11 protein-coding genes are annotated in these 14,855 nt (G+C 52.5%); 4 read left to right on the top strand and 7 right to left on the bottom strand.

What is annotated here, in order from left to right; all coding sequences use genetic code 11:
* Nucleotides 1–28: 28 nt before the first annotated feature.
* From QWJ20_RS06415 to QWJ20_RS06400, 4 genes are all read right to left on the bottom strand, one after another.
* On the bottom strand, nucleotides 29–2,269 hold the full coding sequence (locus tag QWJ20_RS06415; RefSeq protein WP_433992108.1) for a TonB-dependent receptor family protein: 2,241 nt from the start codon (nucleotides 2,267–2,269) through the stop codon (nucleotides 29–31).
* A gap of 90 nt (nucleotides 2,270–2,359) precedes the next feature.
* A complete protein-coding gene (locus QWJ20_RS06410) occupies nucleotides 2,360–3,106 on the bottom strand; it encodes an energy transducer TonB (RefSeq protein ID WP_433992107.1) in 747 nt (248 codons plus the stop codon).
* Between the two features lies 1 nt (nucleotide 3,107).
* Nucleotides 3,108–3,512, bottom strand: coding sequence for an ExbD/TolR family protein (locus QWJ20_RS06405; protein ID WP_010301909.1), 405 nt, complete (start codon nucleotides 3,510–3,512; stop codon nucleotides 3,108–3,110).
* A gap of 291 nt (nucleotides 3,513–3,803) precedes the next feature.
* The gene (locus tag QWJ20_RS06400) at nucleotides 3,804–4,997 is read right to left on the bottom strand and encodes a multidrug efflux MFS transporter (protein WP_095701738.1); all 1,194 of its coding nucleotides are present in this window, start codon (nucleotides 4,995–4,997) and stop codon (nucleotides 3,804–3,806) included.
* A 391-nt stretch (nucleotides 4,998–5,388) separates the two neighbouring features.
* Here QWJ20_RS06400 and azuC point away from each other — a divergent pair, with 391 nt between their 5' ends.
* On the top strand, nucleotides 5,389–5,475 hold the full coding sequence (azuC, locus tag QWJ20_RS06395) for a stress response protein AzuC (protein ID WP_085996941.1): 87 nt from the start codon (nucleotides 5,389–5,391) through the stop codon (nucleotides 5,473–5,475).
* Between the two features lie 119 nt (nucleotides 5,476–5,594).
* Here the strand turns inward: azuC and QWJ20_RS06390 are convergent, their stop codons facing one another.
* The 3 genes from QWJ20_RS06390 to QWJ20_RS06380 all read right to left on the bottom strand — a co-directional run bounded on the left by QWJ20_RS06390 (nucleotide 5,595) and on the right by QWJ20_RS06380 (nucleotide 9,787).
* Nucleotides 5,595–7,460 carry an Svx/AvrXca family virulence/avirulence protein gene (locus QWJ20_RS06390; protein ID WP_205556518.1) on the bottom strand — a complete coding sequence of 622 codons (1,866 nt, stop codon included), beginning with the start codon at nucleotides 7,458–7,460 and terminating at the stop codon, nucleotides 5,595–5,597.
* 306 nt (nucleotides 7,461–7,766) lie between these two features.
* The gene (locus QWJ20_RS06385; RefSeq protein ID WP_433992106.1) at nucleotides 7,767–9,083 is read right to left on the bottom strand and encodes a purine-cytosine permease family protein; all 1,317 of its coding nucleotides are present in this window, start codon (nucleotides 9,081–9,083) and stop codon (nucleotides 7,767–7,769) included.
* Nucleotides 9,084–9,097: 14 nt separating this feature from the next.
* Nucleotides 9,098–9,787 carry a helix-turn-helix transcriptional regulator gene (locus QWJ20_RS06380; protein ID WP_226300572.1) on the bottom strand — a complete coding sequence of 230 codons (690 nt, stop codon included), beginning with the start codon at nucleotides 9,785–9,787 and terminating at the stop codon, nucleotides 9,098–9,100.
* Nucleotides 9,788–10,423: 636 nt separating this feature from the next.
* Here QWJ20_RS06380 and QWJ20_RS06375 point away from each other — a divergent pair.
* The 3 genes from QWJ20_RS06375 to fhuE all read left to right on the top strand — a co-directional run bounded on the left by QWJ20_RS06375 (nucleotide 10,424) and on the right by fhuE (nucleotide 14,848).
* Nucleotides 10,424–11,317, top strand: a complete 894-nt coding sequence (locus QWJ20_RS06375) for a LysR family transcriptional regulator (protein WP_433992105.1) — start codon at nucleotides 10,424–10,426, stop codon at nucleotides 11,315–11,317.
* A 50-nt stretch (nucleotides 11,318–11,367) separates the two neighbouring features.
* On the top strand, nucleotides 11,368–12,390 hold the full coding sequence (locus tag QWJ20_RS06370; RefSeq protein WP_433992104.1) for an AEC family transporter: 1,023 nt from the start codon (nucleotides 11,368–11,370) through the stop codon (nucleotides 12,388–12,390).
* Between the two features lie 208 nt (nucleotides 12,391–12,598).
* Nucleotides 12,599–14,848, top strand: a complete 2,250-nt coding sequence (gene fhuE, locus QWJ20_RS06365) for a ferric-rhodotorulic acid/ferric-coprogen receptor FhuE (RefSeq protein WP_433992103.1) — start codon at nucleotides 12,599–12,601, stop codon at nucleotides 14,846–14,848.
* Nucleotides 14,849–14,855 lie beyond the last annotated feature (7 nt).

Genomic DNA, 14,855 nt, shown 5'->3' with positions numbered 1-14,855 from the left:
AACCGCGCTGGCGTATTACGTTATTGGATTAGAACGTGGCTTCCAGTGAGGCGCTGAAGGTGCGCTCTTCCCCGACGTTGTAAAACGGTGTGCCTGCCGATACGCCGTTATACGATCGTGAGTTGAAGCTCACTGAGCGCGCGGAGTCGAGATACTCTTTATCGAACAGGTTGTTGACGCCAAAGCGTAAGGTGGCGCTTTTCACGATCTTCTTATCCACTGGCAGATAGACGCCAGCGCTGAGATCGAAAATGGTACGTCCACCGATCTTCTCGTCATTGGTCATGTCGCCGTAGAACGACCCGACGTAGCGGCTATTCACGCCGGCATAGTAGAGGCCATCGTCATAGCCCAGCCCGAGGTTAAGCATATTTTTCGGCGCGTTGGCGACCTGCTTGCCCGTGGTTGGGAGCTGGCTGCCACCGGTGGCGAGATTGTTTTTCTGCTCGGTGTCGGTATAGGTGTAAGCTGCTAAGTAGTTGAAGTTATGAGGCAATTTTCCGCTCCACTCCAGTTCCAGCCCTTTGTTTTCCACTTTCCCGGCGTTGATCATTTCGTAGTCGCCAGCGGCGTTACGGCTGGAGATCTGGCGATCGGTGAAGCGGATAAAGAACAGCGAGGCGCTCAGCAGCATGTCCTCATCTTGGAAGCGCCAGCCCAGTTCCTGGTTCCAGCTCAGCTCAGGTTTGGTATTGATGGAATCGCCAACGTTGTACAAGACGTAGTTGGGCGGGGTACGCATGTTGCGCGTGATGTTATAGAACACCTGATTTTCGGTATTGATGCGGTAGGCCGCGTTAAAGCTAGGCAGGAATTCGTGGTACTTCTTGTTCTTTTTCTCTGCGACGTTATACAAGCTGCCGAGGTTAGTGCCGTCACGCTCTACGTGCTGATAGGCCAGACCGCCAGTGAACGTCCATTCTGGGGAGAAGAACCAGGTGTCCTGAATCCAGATTTTATGGGCAGGCGTGACGGTAAACTGGTTACGGCCTTGAACCACTTTCCCGTTCGCGTCGGTAATCTGGTTCGCATCGCCGGGTTTACCGGAAACGTTAACCGGGTTGCCGTCGCTCTGGATCGGGATGAACGGCTGCGTTTGACGCTGGCGGGCACGCTCGAACCAGTAGCCGATATCCAGACTATGCTCGTCGTTAAGATCCCATTTCAGCTTGGTGGTGATACCCGGCCGCCAGGTTTCCGTCCACGACGGGCGGTAGTAGGTGTTGGAGGTCAGATTGCTGAGATCGTAGTTACCTGCGCGGTCTGACGTCGCGGATAACACGCTGGCGGTTCCACTGCCGAAGCTGCCGCCGTTCGTCGAGAAATAGTAGGGCTGTAGCGTCAGCGCCAGATTATCGCGCAGCTGCAATTTTTGCGTGAACGTGACATTCAGCGTTTCAAAGTTATTGCGGTTGAGTTTGTAGTATTGGGAAATCTGCCCACGGTTGTTGTAAACCGGTGTCGTGGCGTAATCCATCTTACGCCCGTTTTGCTCGAACTGCCGTTTGCTCAGCGTCGAATAGTTGATGGTATCTTGCTGATTGTATTTCACAATCAGGCTGCTGCTGTGGCCATTTTCATGTTCATACAGGCCGTTCCACTCGACTTTATCGGCACGGGAATACCCTGAACCGCGCCATTTGTCGGAGTCGGTATAGGAGTAGGAGAGCCAACTGCTAAAGCCGTTGTGTTTACCAGTTTCCAGACGCGCGAAGGTCTTGCTGAGGTTATTGCTGCCGAATGTCTGCTTAACGAAGCCGCCAAACTCTTTCGCCGGACGGTGGGAAACCAGCCCGATGTTGCCGCCGCTGGCACCGATGTGCGGGCCGTCCATTTCTGACGAACCTTGGGTGACGAAGATCTGCTCCAGGTTTTCTGGATCGCCCATCCCGTTCGGGTACACGGCGTAGTCGCCGGAGTCATTGACGGGAATGCCGTCGGATGACAGGCCGACCTGATCCGCACTCATGCCGCGCATGGTATAGCTGACGCCGCTTAAGCCGCTGGCGTCGTTGCTGCTGACGTTCAGGCCTGCGGTGTATTTCAGTTTATCAATGGCGTTACCTGCTGCGGGCATCTTATCCAATGCGTCTTTTGTCACAGTCGAGCGCGATTTTGCGCTGTCTTCCTGAACCATTAACCCTGCGCCGAGCGGTTGTCCCTGTACGTTGATCGTGCCGACATTTGTCGCTTCTTCCGCCAGCGCGGAGCCTGCCAGTAATGCGCCGACGACGGACAAACATACCCCAGAAAGTTTGAACGGTTTCATTTAACAATCCCAGTATTATCAGTGGTTTATTAATCAACATGTTGTTGACGTTATTCTTGCTGATTCACTCTCTTACTCAGGCGATGAACACTACTGAGCCTGATAATCGAACGTGGCTAAAAAACGTTTTGTGTTTTGTCCTGCAAAGGCGTCGGCAGGGAAGGCCCGAACCTGTTTGATGCTCTGTAAGCTGGCTTGCGCCGCCCGGTTTAGCAGCATGCTGCGTGCTTTGCTGCTGATTCCAGAATCGATGACGCGTCCTGTGCGATCAACTTCCAGCCAGACTTCAACACGACCTTCGGGACGTTCGAGTGACGCCTGACGTCCGGTCGGGTAGCGTTTGGTTTGTTCAAGCTGCGCACGCAGCGCCTGTGCATAGCTATTTTCTAGCGCCGCAACATTCACCGACGGCGCGGAAGGGGCAGCCGGTGCCGGGCGCTTGGCCGGGGCTTCTGGGCGTGGCGCAGTCGGCTTGGCTGGTGTGGGCACCGGTTTAGGTTTGGCTTCCGTCTTGGGCTTAACCTCTGGTTTAGGCTTCGGCTTCACTTCCGGTTTCGGCGGCGTAACCGGCGGGGCTTCTATGATCGGATCGGGCTCATTAACCGGAATCGGCTCAGGCTCGGGTTCCGGTTGTGGCACCGGTTCTGGCTCTGGCTCAGGGATCGGTTCGGGCTGGGGAATCGGTTCCGGTTCAGCCAGCGTGAGCGCCATGACCGTTTCGTCGTATTGCTGCTGAACTTTCAGCGGAGGCTGTTGGCTGGCGAAGAACAGGCAGGTAGCAAAGACCGGCAACGGCAACCAACTGATGGCGTGGCGTGAGCGATAGAGCAGATACATGTCACAATTTCCGGGTAGCGATAGAAATGGACGAGAACCCACCCTGACGCAGGGTATCCATGACGGCTACCAGACGCTCAACCTCGACGCTTTTATCGCTGTTGATAATGATGGTGGTTTGCTGGTCTTGCTGCTGCTGTTGCAGCGTCGTAACGAGATCGCTCAGTGCCATCGGCTGTCCGTCCAGCTCAAGATGATCCTGTGCGCCAAGCGTGATGATCGCTTTTTTCTGCGGCTTAAGTTGTTGTGCGCTGCCTGCGGCGGGGAGCTGCGTTTTCAGGCCTAGCGCGGGAATGACGTTCATGCTGATCAGCACAAAAAAGACCAGCAGGAACATCATCACATCGATCATGGGAACCAAATCGATGTGGGCTTTTTGCTTCTTTGGTTCGTTCCAGTTTCTCATTACTCACTTCCCTACAGGCGCGAATATCTGAATTTCTGAACAGGGCAATTCGCGTGGCGCCGAAACAAAGCAGCCAATATAGGTAGGGTTTGTTTAATTTTTTTTACATTTATGTGATTAATTTTTCATATTGATACGTTTTGATGGTAATTTTTTGTCAAAAAATAAGTTTTTTGATGTTTTTACATCATTTTTAACAAGAGTGAGTGAATACCCTGAGAAAGGGAGAGGTATATAGGGTGGGGGCTCATCGAGAGAAATGAATGGCCAGCAGAGTTGCTGGCCGGATCGTTATCCCTTTCCGCGCGGTTTCCTGAAGGCGAAAAAGAGTTGTATCGTGTTGCACAGCACCAGAACGGCGGTGATGACGAAAACCCAGCGGAAGCCCATCAGGGCGGACACGCCGGAACCCACCAGCGGCCCCAAAACGTTGCCCATATACATGAATGACTGGTTATAGCCGAAGATGCGACCTGTCACCTGCTGGCTGCTGTATTTGACCAACAGCGCCTGCACAGTTGGCATCAGTGCGCCATCGGCAAAGCCCAGCAGAAAGCGCAGGATGCCGAGCTGTGTAGGGCTTTGTACCATCGCCATGACCAGGAACAGCAGCACGCTGATCGCCAGTGCGGCGATCAGGACACGATGTGCGCCGATTCGGTCACCTAAGCGGCCAAGTCGCGGGGCGGATAGCAGGGCGGACACGCCGGGAATAGCCGCAATCACGCCGCTGATAAAGGCAATATTGTCGGTGCCGGGAGCCAGATCGCGGATGAACAGCGTCAGGATGGGGCTGATGGAACCGTTCGCCATCTGGATCATCATTGTCGTAATGAACAGGCAAATGATGAGCGCCGGATAAGGCAGCGACGCGAAGACGGCTTTCCCGCTAAGCCGATTCTCTTTGGTGACCTTAACCACGCTCTCTTTAATCGCGAAAAGCGTGATCAGGAAGCTGGTAAACAGCAGGCCACCGGTGATGAAAAAGACGATGCGTAGTCCGATATAGTCGGCCATAAAGCCGCCGAATAAGGGGCCGAGAATGACGCCAGCGATCTGCCCGGTCGATAGCATCCCCAGCGCCCAGCCGCTTTTTTCACGCGGAACCTGTGAGGCGATCAGCGCCATCGCGTTGGGAATGTACCCAGAGGTTAGCCCCATGAGCGAACGCAGGATGAACAACTGCCACACGTTGGTTGCCAACCCTTGCAATGACATCACGATTGCCATACCGAGTGCGGCGCGCAGCAGCATGAGCTTTCGCCCTTTGCGGTCGGCGAGACTTCCCCACAGCGGCGCAACGGCGGCTGAGATGAGAAAAGATGAACTGAAGATCAAACCGGACCACAGGCTCAGCGACTCGTGCGAGTGAACGCCAAGCTGCTCAATGTACAGCGGCAAGAAGGGCAATATCTGGCTCATGGCCAGCCCGGTGAAAAAACATCCCAGCCAGGCAGAGAAGAGGTTAAGTTTCCAGGTTTCCATGGGGGTAGGAATGGGCCTTCATCAGCGAATAACCAATGGCGAAACCGTGGTGACTGCGCGTGAAAAAGTGTGCTAACCGACAGTGAATGGCGCTCAATTAATAACGGGCAGTGACTAAAATTTCGTCTTTCATCATGAGCATAGCATAGCCAGCAGCGTATTGGTCACTGATGGTAATGATTCGCAACAAAAGAAAATCAGCGTGGGTATAGGGTGGATTGGAGGAGAGGGGCGGTGAATTTTATTGTGTGACTTACGTCACAAAAAATGTGCTTTTGCTCAACAAGAGTGTACAATTCATCACCATAAAGCGGGGCACTGCCATTAAGACAAGTCATCGCTAAAAAGTCATTCCATCGCGTGATTAAAATACGAATTAAGTCAAACCAAGGTGAAAAAAGTGCGTAACTTCTTTAAAAAAATGCTGGCGGCTTACCTGAATACCTATAAAGACGTGCCGCCCGGCGCACTGTTCTAAGAATCTGTGCTATGCAATGAAGCAGGCCGCCAATATGGCGGCCTGCTTTTTTATGGAACCGACTTATTTTGAGAGCCAGCGTAACGTGGTTCTGAGTCGGTCCCTTTTTTGTGGTGATATTACTTCGTGCTGTAGACCGGAACGGCCGTCACTTCTGGCACGGCTTCGGTCAGGTAAGCACCGGCTGCGCTGCTTCTGACTTCATTTTCATCAATAAAGCCATAGAACACGCCCTGCGACGCGGAAGTGCCGCGAATTTCCGCATCTCCACGCATCTGCGCATTGCCTGACAGCACGATACCGCGTTCATAGGCACCCGGACCCATGAAGACCGTATGCAGGCGTGCGTTATCGCGCACGATGGTATTGCCCTGCATCACCGTCAGGCCGCTGACAACGGCGCGTCCTTCCACGGTCCCGCTCAGAATCGTTGCACGATCTTCAATTCTTGCGTTATCCCTCACTGTCCCGCCGATGACGCGAGCATAAGGCCCGACGTATGCGGTAGGGGCAACATTGGCTGCGTTGGATACCCAGCCGCCGCCGTTGGCGTGACGAGAACCGTTAGCGGTTGGATTCGGTGCGCCAGGCTGGCTGCCTTCCGGCCAGACGCCGGTGAAATCAGCCATCCACGGATAGCGATAAAGGGAATAGTAAGCCTGATCCCACTTGATCTTCTGCATTTGCGACGGTGTACCCATGACCACCATGTAAATGCCGCGATCGTCCTGACGGATCGTGAAGTTTTTCACCGTGGCAGACGCGCCGCGCTGCAATTCACTGTAGCGAGAAACGCCGTCCGAACCGACAGCGACAATACCCCAGCGCCAGTCGGAATTAGGCTGTGGCATGGTTGCTGGATCGTTTTTCAGCCCAGGGAAGCGGGTAATGGCCGATTTACTCTGCACCATGCCGCGGAATTTGACGGTGATTTTCGTCGCGCCACTTTCCGGGATCAGCCGGACAATGTTGTAGCCCAACTGCTGCGGAGCCTGATCGAACGGTACGGAGAAGCGACGGAGGCTGGCGCTGGCACCGACAACCGGCTCAAGCGCTGTGGTTCTCAGCAGACGGTCGGCGTTATTCTGGTTGGGTTGTACCGCACCATAGCCGCCATAGGTTGAACGATAAAAACGACCACGATCGAAACCGTCTGGATCGACGTAATCCCAGTTGACGTTGTGCATCGCCCAGTCGCCAAAGACGTCGTTGAATTCAGACTGGCTCCAGCCCATGTTGGTACGCAGAATGGACAGTGGATCAGCGGTAGACTGACCGCTTTCGCCCCATTTCGGCGCTTTTGCCCACATATCGTTGATGGCGCTATAGCCAAAGCGGTTCTTCACATATTCCATAAACTGCCAGTTGCAGTAACGGTTACGCGTTGAACCCAGATAAATATGCGAATAGTTGACCTGCATTTCCGAGCAGTGTGCCGACGTACCGCGGAATTCATCCATCTGGTGCGTCATCCAGTTCGCGTGGGATTCCCAAATCCAGCCAACGTAGTTATCGCCCGAACTCTGGAAGCCGCCGGTTTGCCCTTGCAGTGCATGGGTAAATTCGTGCGCCAGCCCCCAGTTATCCTTGAGTGATGCAGGGCCGATCCACATTCCCATGCTGCCACCGCCCGCAATACCCCCGCTGAGCCCAAAGGTCGGGTCGATGTGAATATTGGCTTTATATTTCACGGTCTGTTTGCAATAAGGCTCGGGGAACTCAATTTGTTTAATAAATTTATCCCAAATTTGTTCCAGTTTCTGCCCTGCGGCAACCGCATCATTACGGTTAACGTCGTTATTATTCCAGCGGAAGGCAAAGTGCTCAGTCTGGTATTTCACGGAAGGCATATCGGTGATGGAATTATCCACCTGCCAGTTGCCCGCGACACAAGCCTCAGCGGCATTTGCCGAATTGACCATCAATGCGCCACTTAAAACGAGTAGACAGTTTAGCGGCGTGAGAAGTGTTTTTATTTTTGGCATAAATCCTTTTCCTAGCATGAATATTGCTAATCAGCCTTATTATTTCACGAGAGGGAATTCCTCGTTGATAGATAAGACTCCATCCCAAGGCCATCATGGCCTATATCCGTCATACTTCAAGTTACCTGTACGTTGGCTCCTTGTTCACCCCAGTCACTTACTGATGTAAGCACCTTGGATTCACTGCGTCGCCGCCTGCATGTAACTCGAATTATTTAGGAGCTAATTTGCTTAAGTAAAAAATATATCGGCCTCTGTAGGAAGAGGCCGACTGGATTATAGGTTAATTTTATCTTGTTACCTATTTCATTTTAAATTTTGGTTATGCTTGAGTTTCTTAAAATAAATGTGGTTATTGATGTGATGCTGTATTACCCAATAAAGCAGGCTGGCTGCCAGCAACGAATTAAATGCCGGCACGCCCCACTCAAAGGTTAACCCGACAATCGCACCGACAATGCTGGCAATAATAGCCGACCAGCCAATCAGCGGCGTTTGTGCGCTGTCGGGTAATTGGCCTTCGGCACGGCTGGTGTCGAGCAACGCTTTGTGGGTGCGTAAAATATAATAATCAACCAGCATCACGCCGATAATCGGTGGGAACAGCACGCCCAATAGCGTCAGGAAATCAATAAAACGGTCCAGAATACCGGCAACTGAAAGCAGTGTACCGATGAGCCCAATCACCAGCGTGATGGAGACATAGCGTAATTTCTTCCCCGTGACGCCTTCTATGGCATTGGCGATTCCCAAAGAGGAGGAATAGAGATTGATATCATTTACACGCAGTGTCGAAAATATCACGGCAATCAACCCGATACCGCCAGCTGCCTGGGACATGATCGTCACAACGTCTGCGGTATTGAGCGCACGGGCAATAATGATGGCGAGGCCATTCACGATAAATTCCCCGACGATAATCGACAGCATCGTCATCCAGAATACGTGTTTTCCTTTTTGGGAATAGCGCGTCATGTCTGGAGTAATTAAGCTGGCGACGATACAGCCACCCACGACCATCGTCGCGCCAGCGCTAATGGAAATGGCTTCACCGTTAGGCGCGGAAGCGATCAATTCTGCAATGTTGTGGCCGGAGAGCGTCATAATCGAGATATAGCCGATGACGATAACAAACATCGGCACAGCAATTTTGGCCGTGAAGCGTAACGCCCTGAAACCAAAGGCAACCAGCAGCGTCAGCGCAATGCCGGACAGCGCAGCAGACCAGCCAAAGCCGAGCTTATCCGCCATCGCAAAGTTAAGCGCTTTGGCGAATACGGCATTCTGGACGCCGAACCAACCGATGAGGCTAACGGCGATCACCAGCCCAATCAGAACGGAGCCAATACGGCCAAAGCCGCACCAGCGTGCGAGCAGGCTGCCCGACATCCCTTCTTTCATTCCCGCATAGCCCAACCCCACGGTCACCACGCCAAAAATGGCGCTGCCAATAAAGATGGCGAGAAATGCCTGACTGAGCGTCATGGAATGACCGAGTACCGCGCCTAACATAAACTGGTCCAGCGCGGTTAACATGCCGATGTGCACTAGTGCCACATTGAAAAAAGGCAGCCGGACACTCAACGGAACGCGGCTGACCGGATAGTCATCTATTTTTTCCATAGGGATATATGTGCTTATATAAACTGAATGCCTTTCGTGATGAGCGAGCGGGGAATATAACCATCTACACCAATATTCCGACAAAATGCTTCAAACTGAGGTAGAGAGTGCGTGTCGGTTTTTTGGTACATGTTATAGACTCTGTTCTCTATTGTTTTCGGCGAGACATTCATCTTTCGGGCAATTTCTTTATTTGAAAAACGCTGCAATAACAGAAATATAATGTCGAGCTCTGCCGGTGTGAAAACATCGGTAGCGAGTTCCGTTTGTAATACGGTGGGTTTTTGCTGATTGATATAGATCAAGGGAGAACGCGAATCTAACTGTTTGGCACTCCACATGGTTCCAATACAGATCTTGTTTCTATCAAAAATAGGAATCTTTTCGCTAACGCAAGGTGTGAGTGTTTTTTTGCCATACCAGTAATGTGTTTCGATCACCGTCACCCGTTTCTCACTATTCTCCGCCAATCTGTCGTGCTCTTTTAAATCATCGGAGAGTTCCGCCCAACTGGCAGGGAATTCATCATCAAAGCGCCCCTCTATATCAAATCTTTCCGGTGTGCTGGTATAAAAATAGGCGGCCTTGTTCATGTAAATATGCCGTGATGATAAATCCTTAATCCCCCACGGCTCACTTAAGCACTCGATCATCGTAATCAAATTATGAATGTAGTCAGTCATGTGTTCCGCTGATGGTGACATTCCGCCCTCCTTGAGGGTGTATTAATTAAATGAATATTAATATTTAGTTTTAGTTAATAGTCTATAGATCATTATTATCCCGCTAACTTATTGGGTTGCGGTTGATTGCTTATCATGACTGTTTTTGTCAGGCAAGGGTGTTTTTTGCCTTTTATGACTTTCTATTCTTGTGCTATAATTTTACGCCACGACGTTTTTCGCTAATTATATGTCGATAGCGTCACAAAATTAAGAAAATATTCGCCGCACCAGGGAAATAATACCGAATCCTGTAAGGGATGGTATTGGGTCTTACATCAAAAAATAAAAAATACATTATTTACACGTTACTCACTGACTCTTCAGCATTTTTATATCGTTAATTCCTCTGTGTCCACATCAAGGTGCAGAGTCACGCCCGGTTTATGCCAGCGAAATGGATTGCCGTTTCGCTGGCATCCTTCTCCCGTTCATCCCCTCCGCCTACGTATGTTGCAACCTATGTAAAAAGGCGACATTGTTACTGCCTATCATGGCATGGCTACGGTTTCTCATGACGTTGTTTTGACGGATTGCTCGATAGCGCGCCATTTTGCCATTCACGTTTTGCTATTCATGTTTTTCTATATCAAGTACATAGGCCGGAGAGTGGGTTGCATGTCGTTAAAAGCCTTACGCACGTTAGTCGCGATTGCTCAGTATGGATCGTTTGCCCGCGCGGCTGAAGCCGTGTGCCTGACGCAATCGGCCGTCAGCCTGCATGTTCGCAGCTTAGAAGAAGACTTCAAGGTGTCGCTTTTCGATCGCTCACGCCGCATTCCGGTACTCACGGAAGCCGGACATCGCGCGGTGGAGCAGGCGCGGGATATTCTTGCGCAGTATGACGGTATTGCTGCCGAGTTAGGCGAGGGCGGGGAGTTGGCCGGACGCCTGCGAATTGGCGCGATCCAGACTGCGCTGGCTGGCGTCTTGCCCGCCGCGTTGGCCGCATTGCGTCGTGCTCATCCACGCCTGCGTGTTCTGGTGAATTCGGGGATGTCGGCAGAACTGGCAATTCGCATTGATGCCGGTGAACTGGATGCCGCCGTGACCACCGAGCCGGTAAAACCTTACCCAACCGGCCTGGTGAGCACGCCGCTCTATCAGGAAGGATTCTGGATTATTGCGCCACCGGCGCTGGCGTCTCGGGATGCCAGACAGCTCCTGCAAGAGCATCCTTTCATTCGTTTCGATCGTCGTGCCTGGGCTGGGCGAACCATCGATCGCGAGCTGCGTCGCCAGCGATTGCGGGTACAAACTGATATGGAACTGGACAGTCAGGACGCGATTATGCAGATGGTCATCAGCGGGCTTGGCGTGGCGGTGATTCCGCTGTCTGAACGTGAGGTGAATCGTTTGGATAATCTGCTATGTATCCCCTTCGGTGAACCTCAGCAGCATAGGCGCGTTGTGCTGCTGGAGCGCGAAGATCGTCCGGCAGCGCGCTTGGCTGCGGCGCTGGCGGAAGCGATCCGAACGCAGTCTGGTGACGATGCCATTCATGAGAAATAATTGAGCTAACGTCGAGTTAATCTCGTTTTTTTCTCATCAGAAGTCCCGCTATGGTAGTGCCAGTTTCTTCAATTCAGGTACTGAACCATGGCGTCCAACCCGCAATCCTTACCGCTTTCACCTTCTACGCCGTGGTGTGTCAGCCGATGATCGGCTCACTCCTGCTGGCGCTGTTGCCTATCGCGCTACTGATCGTGTTGGGATCGTGGCTACGTCAGCGTGCTTTTCTGACGGCGGCATTTTGGCCACAGGCTGAAAGGCTGGGTTATTACATTCTACTTCCCGCACTATTTCTGCACGGGCTGGCGACAGCGCGTCTGGATGGCGTGCCGGTAACAGCGATGATCCTGACGCTGGTGTGCTCAACGGTGGCCGTCGCTGTCGGTCTGGTCGCGGTACGCCGCTTCTTTCCCGTTGATAATGCGGCGTTTACCTCGATATTTCAGGGCGGTGTCCGTTTTAATAACTACGTTGGTGTGTCTGCCGCCGCTGGGTTGTTTGGCGCACACGGCGTGGCGCTTGCCGCCGTCGCGAACGCGGCGATTGTGCCGACGGTCAATATTCTCTGTGTCTTGGTCTTTGCCCGCTACGGCAACGCTGGGACGCCGTCATTCAAGAATATCGTGCGGCTGCTGGCGCTGAACCCGCTGGTGGTGGCCTGTGCGATCGGCATTACTTTGCAGATTACCGGATTAGGTTTGCCACCGGGGATTGAACCAGTAATGAAATCATTGGGACAGGCGTCGCTGCCGCTGGGGCTGCTGTGCGTGGGCGCAGCGCTGGATTTCTCTGCCGCGCGTAGCTGGCTGCGGCCTGTCGTGATGGCATCATGCGCGAAATTCGTTGCGATGCCGCTGGTGACGATTGCTGCCTGCCACCTCTTTGGTCTGTCTGGCTCGGCTGCGATTGCCGCACTGCTGTTTCAGGCGCTGCCGACGGCATCGTCGTCTTACATCATGGCTCGTCAGTTGGGTGGTGATGCACCGTTGATGGCGGGCATCATTGCGGTTCAAACACTGGTAGCAGGCGTCGCGCTGCCACTGGCCGTCCTTGGGCTGAGCGGACTGTTATAAATTCCTCGTATGTTCTTTTTGTAACAATGCCTTGTTAACGGAATGGTGATTTATTATTTTCTATCTATTTGTATTTTAAGTGAATTAATCATTGCATTGAAATGACAATAATAATGCGTATAGTTATCATTTACTTTTCTGTGCAAATGTTGACAAGAAACGCCTCAGCATCTCGCCAAAATCACCATCAGTTAACCGAGGATATACCATGTCTTTTAGAGTTACTCGCGCCGGAAAAACGCGCGTTTGTGATTCTTCGCTGGCCGGAGCAAAACCATTCGGAGTCTCTCTTCTTGCCCTGTTGATCTCAGCCTCTTTCCTGCCCGCTCAGGCCGTTGCCGAAGAAAACCCAGCTTCAGGTGATACGCTCGTCGTCAGCGCGAACGCCAATGCCAATGCTAACGCCGAGGCCAGTGACCCGCAGGATTACAGCGTGAAAGTCACTAACGCTGGAACGAAGATGACGCTGACGCCGCGTGATATTCCGCAGTCGGTGAGCGTGATCAGCCAGCAGCGTATCGAAGATCAGGGCCTGCAAACGATTGGCGAGGTGATGGCGAACACGACGGGTGTGTCCTCTAAAATCATCGATTCCGAGCGTATGACGTATTTTGCGCGTGGCTTCCAGATTAATAATTATCTGTTCGATGGAATTCCTACGGTCGTAGACGAAATTTGGGATTTCGGTGATTCCGCTTCCGATACAGCAATCTATGATCGTATCGAAGTGGTGCGTGGAGCGACGGGATTGATGACGGGAACGGGCAATCCTGCCGCGGCAGTAAACATGGTGCGCAAGCATGCGGACAGCCGTGAATTTAAAGGCTCGGTATCCGGCAGCTACGGGTCGTGGGATAAACAACGGATGGTGGCCGATCTGTCTGCGCCGTTGACGGAGTCCGGTAATGTGCGTGGACGCGTCATTGCGGGCTATCAGGATAACGACACCTGGCTCGATCGTTACCACAACCGCAAAAAATTCCTCTACGGCGTGATCGATGCTGATGTGACTGATTCGACGACGATCTCCCTCGGTTATGATTATCAGGAAGCCAATACCGATAGCCCAACGTGGGGCGGACTGCCGACGTGGTTCACTGACGGCAGCCGTACGCATTTCGGCCGTAGTGCTAACTCCGCACCGAACTGGAGCTACTCCGATAAAACATCGAGAAAAGTCTTTGCCGATCTGACTCAGCGTTTTGATAACGGCTGGCAGGTGCGTATGAACGGGACGCATGGTGAAACCAACTTCGATTCCAAGCTGATGTATGCCAATGGGTTCCCAGATAAAGATACCGGAATACTGGTTGATCCGTTCGGCGGTAATGTCGGTGCTTATGGTGGATGGAATAAGGGAACACGTAAGGTTGATGCGATTGACACTTACGCCTCTGGCCCGTTCGAGCTACTGGGACGCCAGCATGAGTTGGTGATAGGTGGCAGCTACAGTCGACAACGCAGTCAGTTCTATAACACGCAAGCTACGATCAGCCCGACAGATATGGGCAATTACTACAATTGGAATGGCAACACTGCCGATCCGACATGGGGATCTTGGGTTAATGGGACTTTTGTGGGGGGAGTTTGGGCGGATTATGAGCACTCAACCATGCGCCAAAAATCGCTCTATACCTCAGCCCGTTTCTCTCTGGCCGATCCGCTGCACCTGATTACTGGTGCGCGTTATACCGACTGGAGCATCATTGGTTCGACGGGGGATACCAGTAATAACCGCATCACGCCTTATGTGGGTCTGGTGTATGACATCGACGATACCTGGTCAGCGTACGCCAGCTATACCGATATCTTCCAACCGCAAACGCAGAAAGATATTAATAAAAAATATCTGTCTCCAACGACGGGGAAAAACTACGAAACGGGTGTTAAAGGAGACTGGTATAACAGTCGCCTGACGGCGTCGGTATCCGTTTTCCGCATTGAGCAGGATAACGTGGGGCAATCAACGGGAATCGCGATTCCTGGCGGTGGCGGAGAATTTGCCTATCGTTCAGTTGATGGTGTCGTCAGCAAAGGGATCGAATTTGAAGTGAACGGCGCCGTGACGGATAACCTGCAAATGACGTTTGGCGGTTCTCGCTATGTCGTTGACGACCAAGATGGTCAGTCGGTTAACCCAGAACAGCCGCGCACGTCGTTCAAGCTGTTTACCCGCTACCAGTTGCCAACGCTGCCGGAGTTGACCGTTGGCGGCGGCGTGAATTGGCAAAATGGTATCTGGCAGGAAGGCTCTGGTCCGCAAAACACCACGCTGCGCGCCGAGCAGGGCAGCTACGCGCTGGTTAATCTGTTTGGCCGCTATCAGGTGACCAAACAGCTGGCGGTACAGGCGAATGTCAACAACCTGTTTGATAAAGAGTACAGCGACTACCTTGCACCTTATGCCGTGTATGGCGCGCCGCGCAGCGTCTCGATGACCGTCAACTATGCTTTCTGAGGATCAG

This window comes from Pectobacterium sp. S5, from assembly GCF_051707265.1.
In the GTDB taxonomy this organism is placed as follows: Bacteria; Pseudomonadota; Gammaproteobacteria; order Enterobacterales; family Enterobacteriaceae; genus Pectobacterium; species Pectobacterium polare.
The sequence above is the reverse complement of the archived record's forward strand: the minus strand, read 5'-3'. Positions and strand labels throughout refer to the sequence as shown.

What these genes read in the sequence shown, in the direction of transcription:
- QWJ20_RS06400 (WP_095701738.1), bottom strand. Translation starts at nt 4,997, where the DNA reads ATGGAAACCTGGAAACTTAACCTCTTCTCTGCCTGGCTGGGATGTTTT.
- QWJ20_RS06385 (WP_433992106.1), bottom strand. Translation starts at nt 9,083, where the DNA reads ATGGAAAAAATAGATGACTATCCGGTCAGCCGCGTTCCGTTGAGTGTC.
- QWJ20_RS06390 (WP_205556518.1), bottom strand. Translation starts at nt 7,460, where the DNA reads ATGCCAAAAATAAAAACACTTCTCACGCCGCTAAACTGTCTACTCGTT.
- QWJ20_RS06410 (WP_433992107.1), bottom strand. Translation starts at nt 3,106, where the DNA reads ATGTATCTGCTCTATCGCTCACGCCACGCCATCAGTTGGTTGCCGTTG.
- QWJ20_RS06380 (WP_226300572.1), bottom strand. Translation starts at nt 9,787, where the DNA reads ATGTCACCATCAGCGGAACACATGACTGACTACATTCATAATTTGATT.
- QWJ20_RS06370 (WP_433992104.1), top strand. Translation starts at nt 11,368, where the DNA reads ATGGTAGTGCCAGTTTCTTCAATTCAGGTACTGAACCATGGCGTCCAA.
- QWJ20_RS06415 (WP_433992108.1), bottom strand. Translation starts at nt 2,269, where the DNA reads ATGAAACCGTTCAAACTTTCTGGGGTATGTTTGTCCGTCGTCGGCGCA.
- QWJ20_RS06405 (WP_010301909.1), bottom strand. Translation starts at nt 3,512, where the DNA reads ATGAGAAACTGGAACGAACCAAAGAAGCAAAAAGCCCACATCGATTTG.
- QWJ20_RS06375 (WP_433992105.1), top strand. Translation starts at nt 10,424, where the DNA reads ATGTCGTTAAAAGCCTTACGCACGTTAGTCGCGATTGCTCAGTATGGA.
- fhuE (WP_433992103.1), top strand. Translation starts at nt 12,599, where the DNA reads ATGTCTTTTAGAGTTACTCGCGCCGGAAAAACGCGCGTTTGTGATTCT.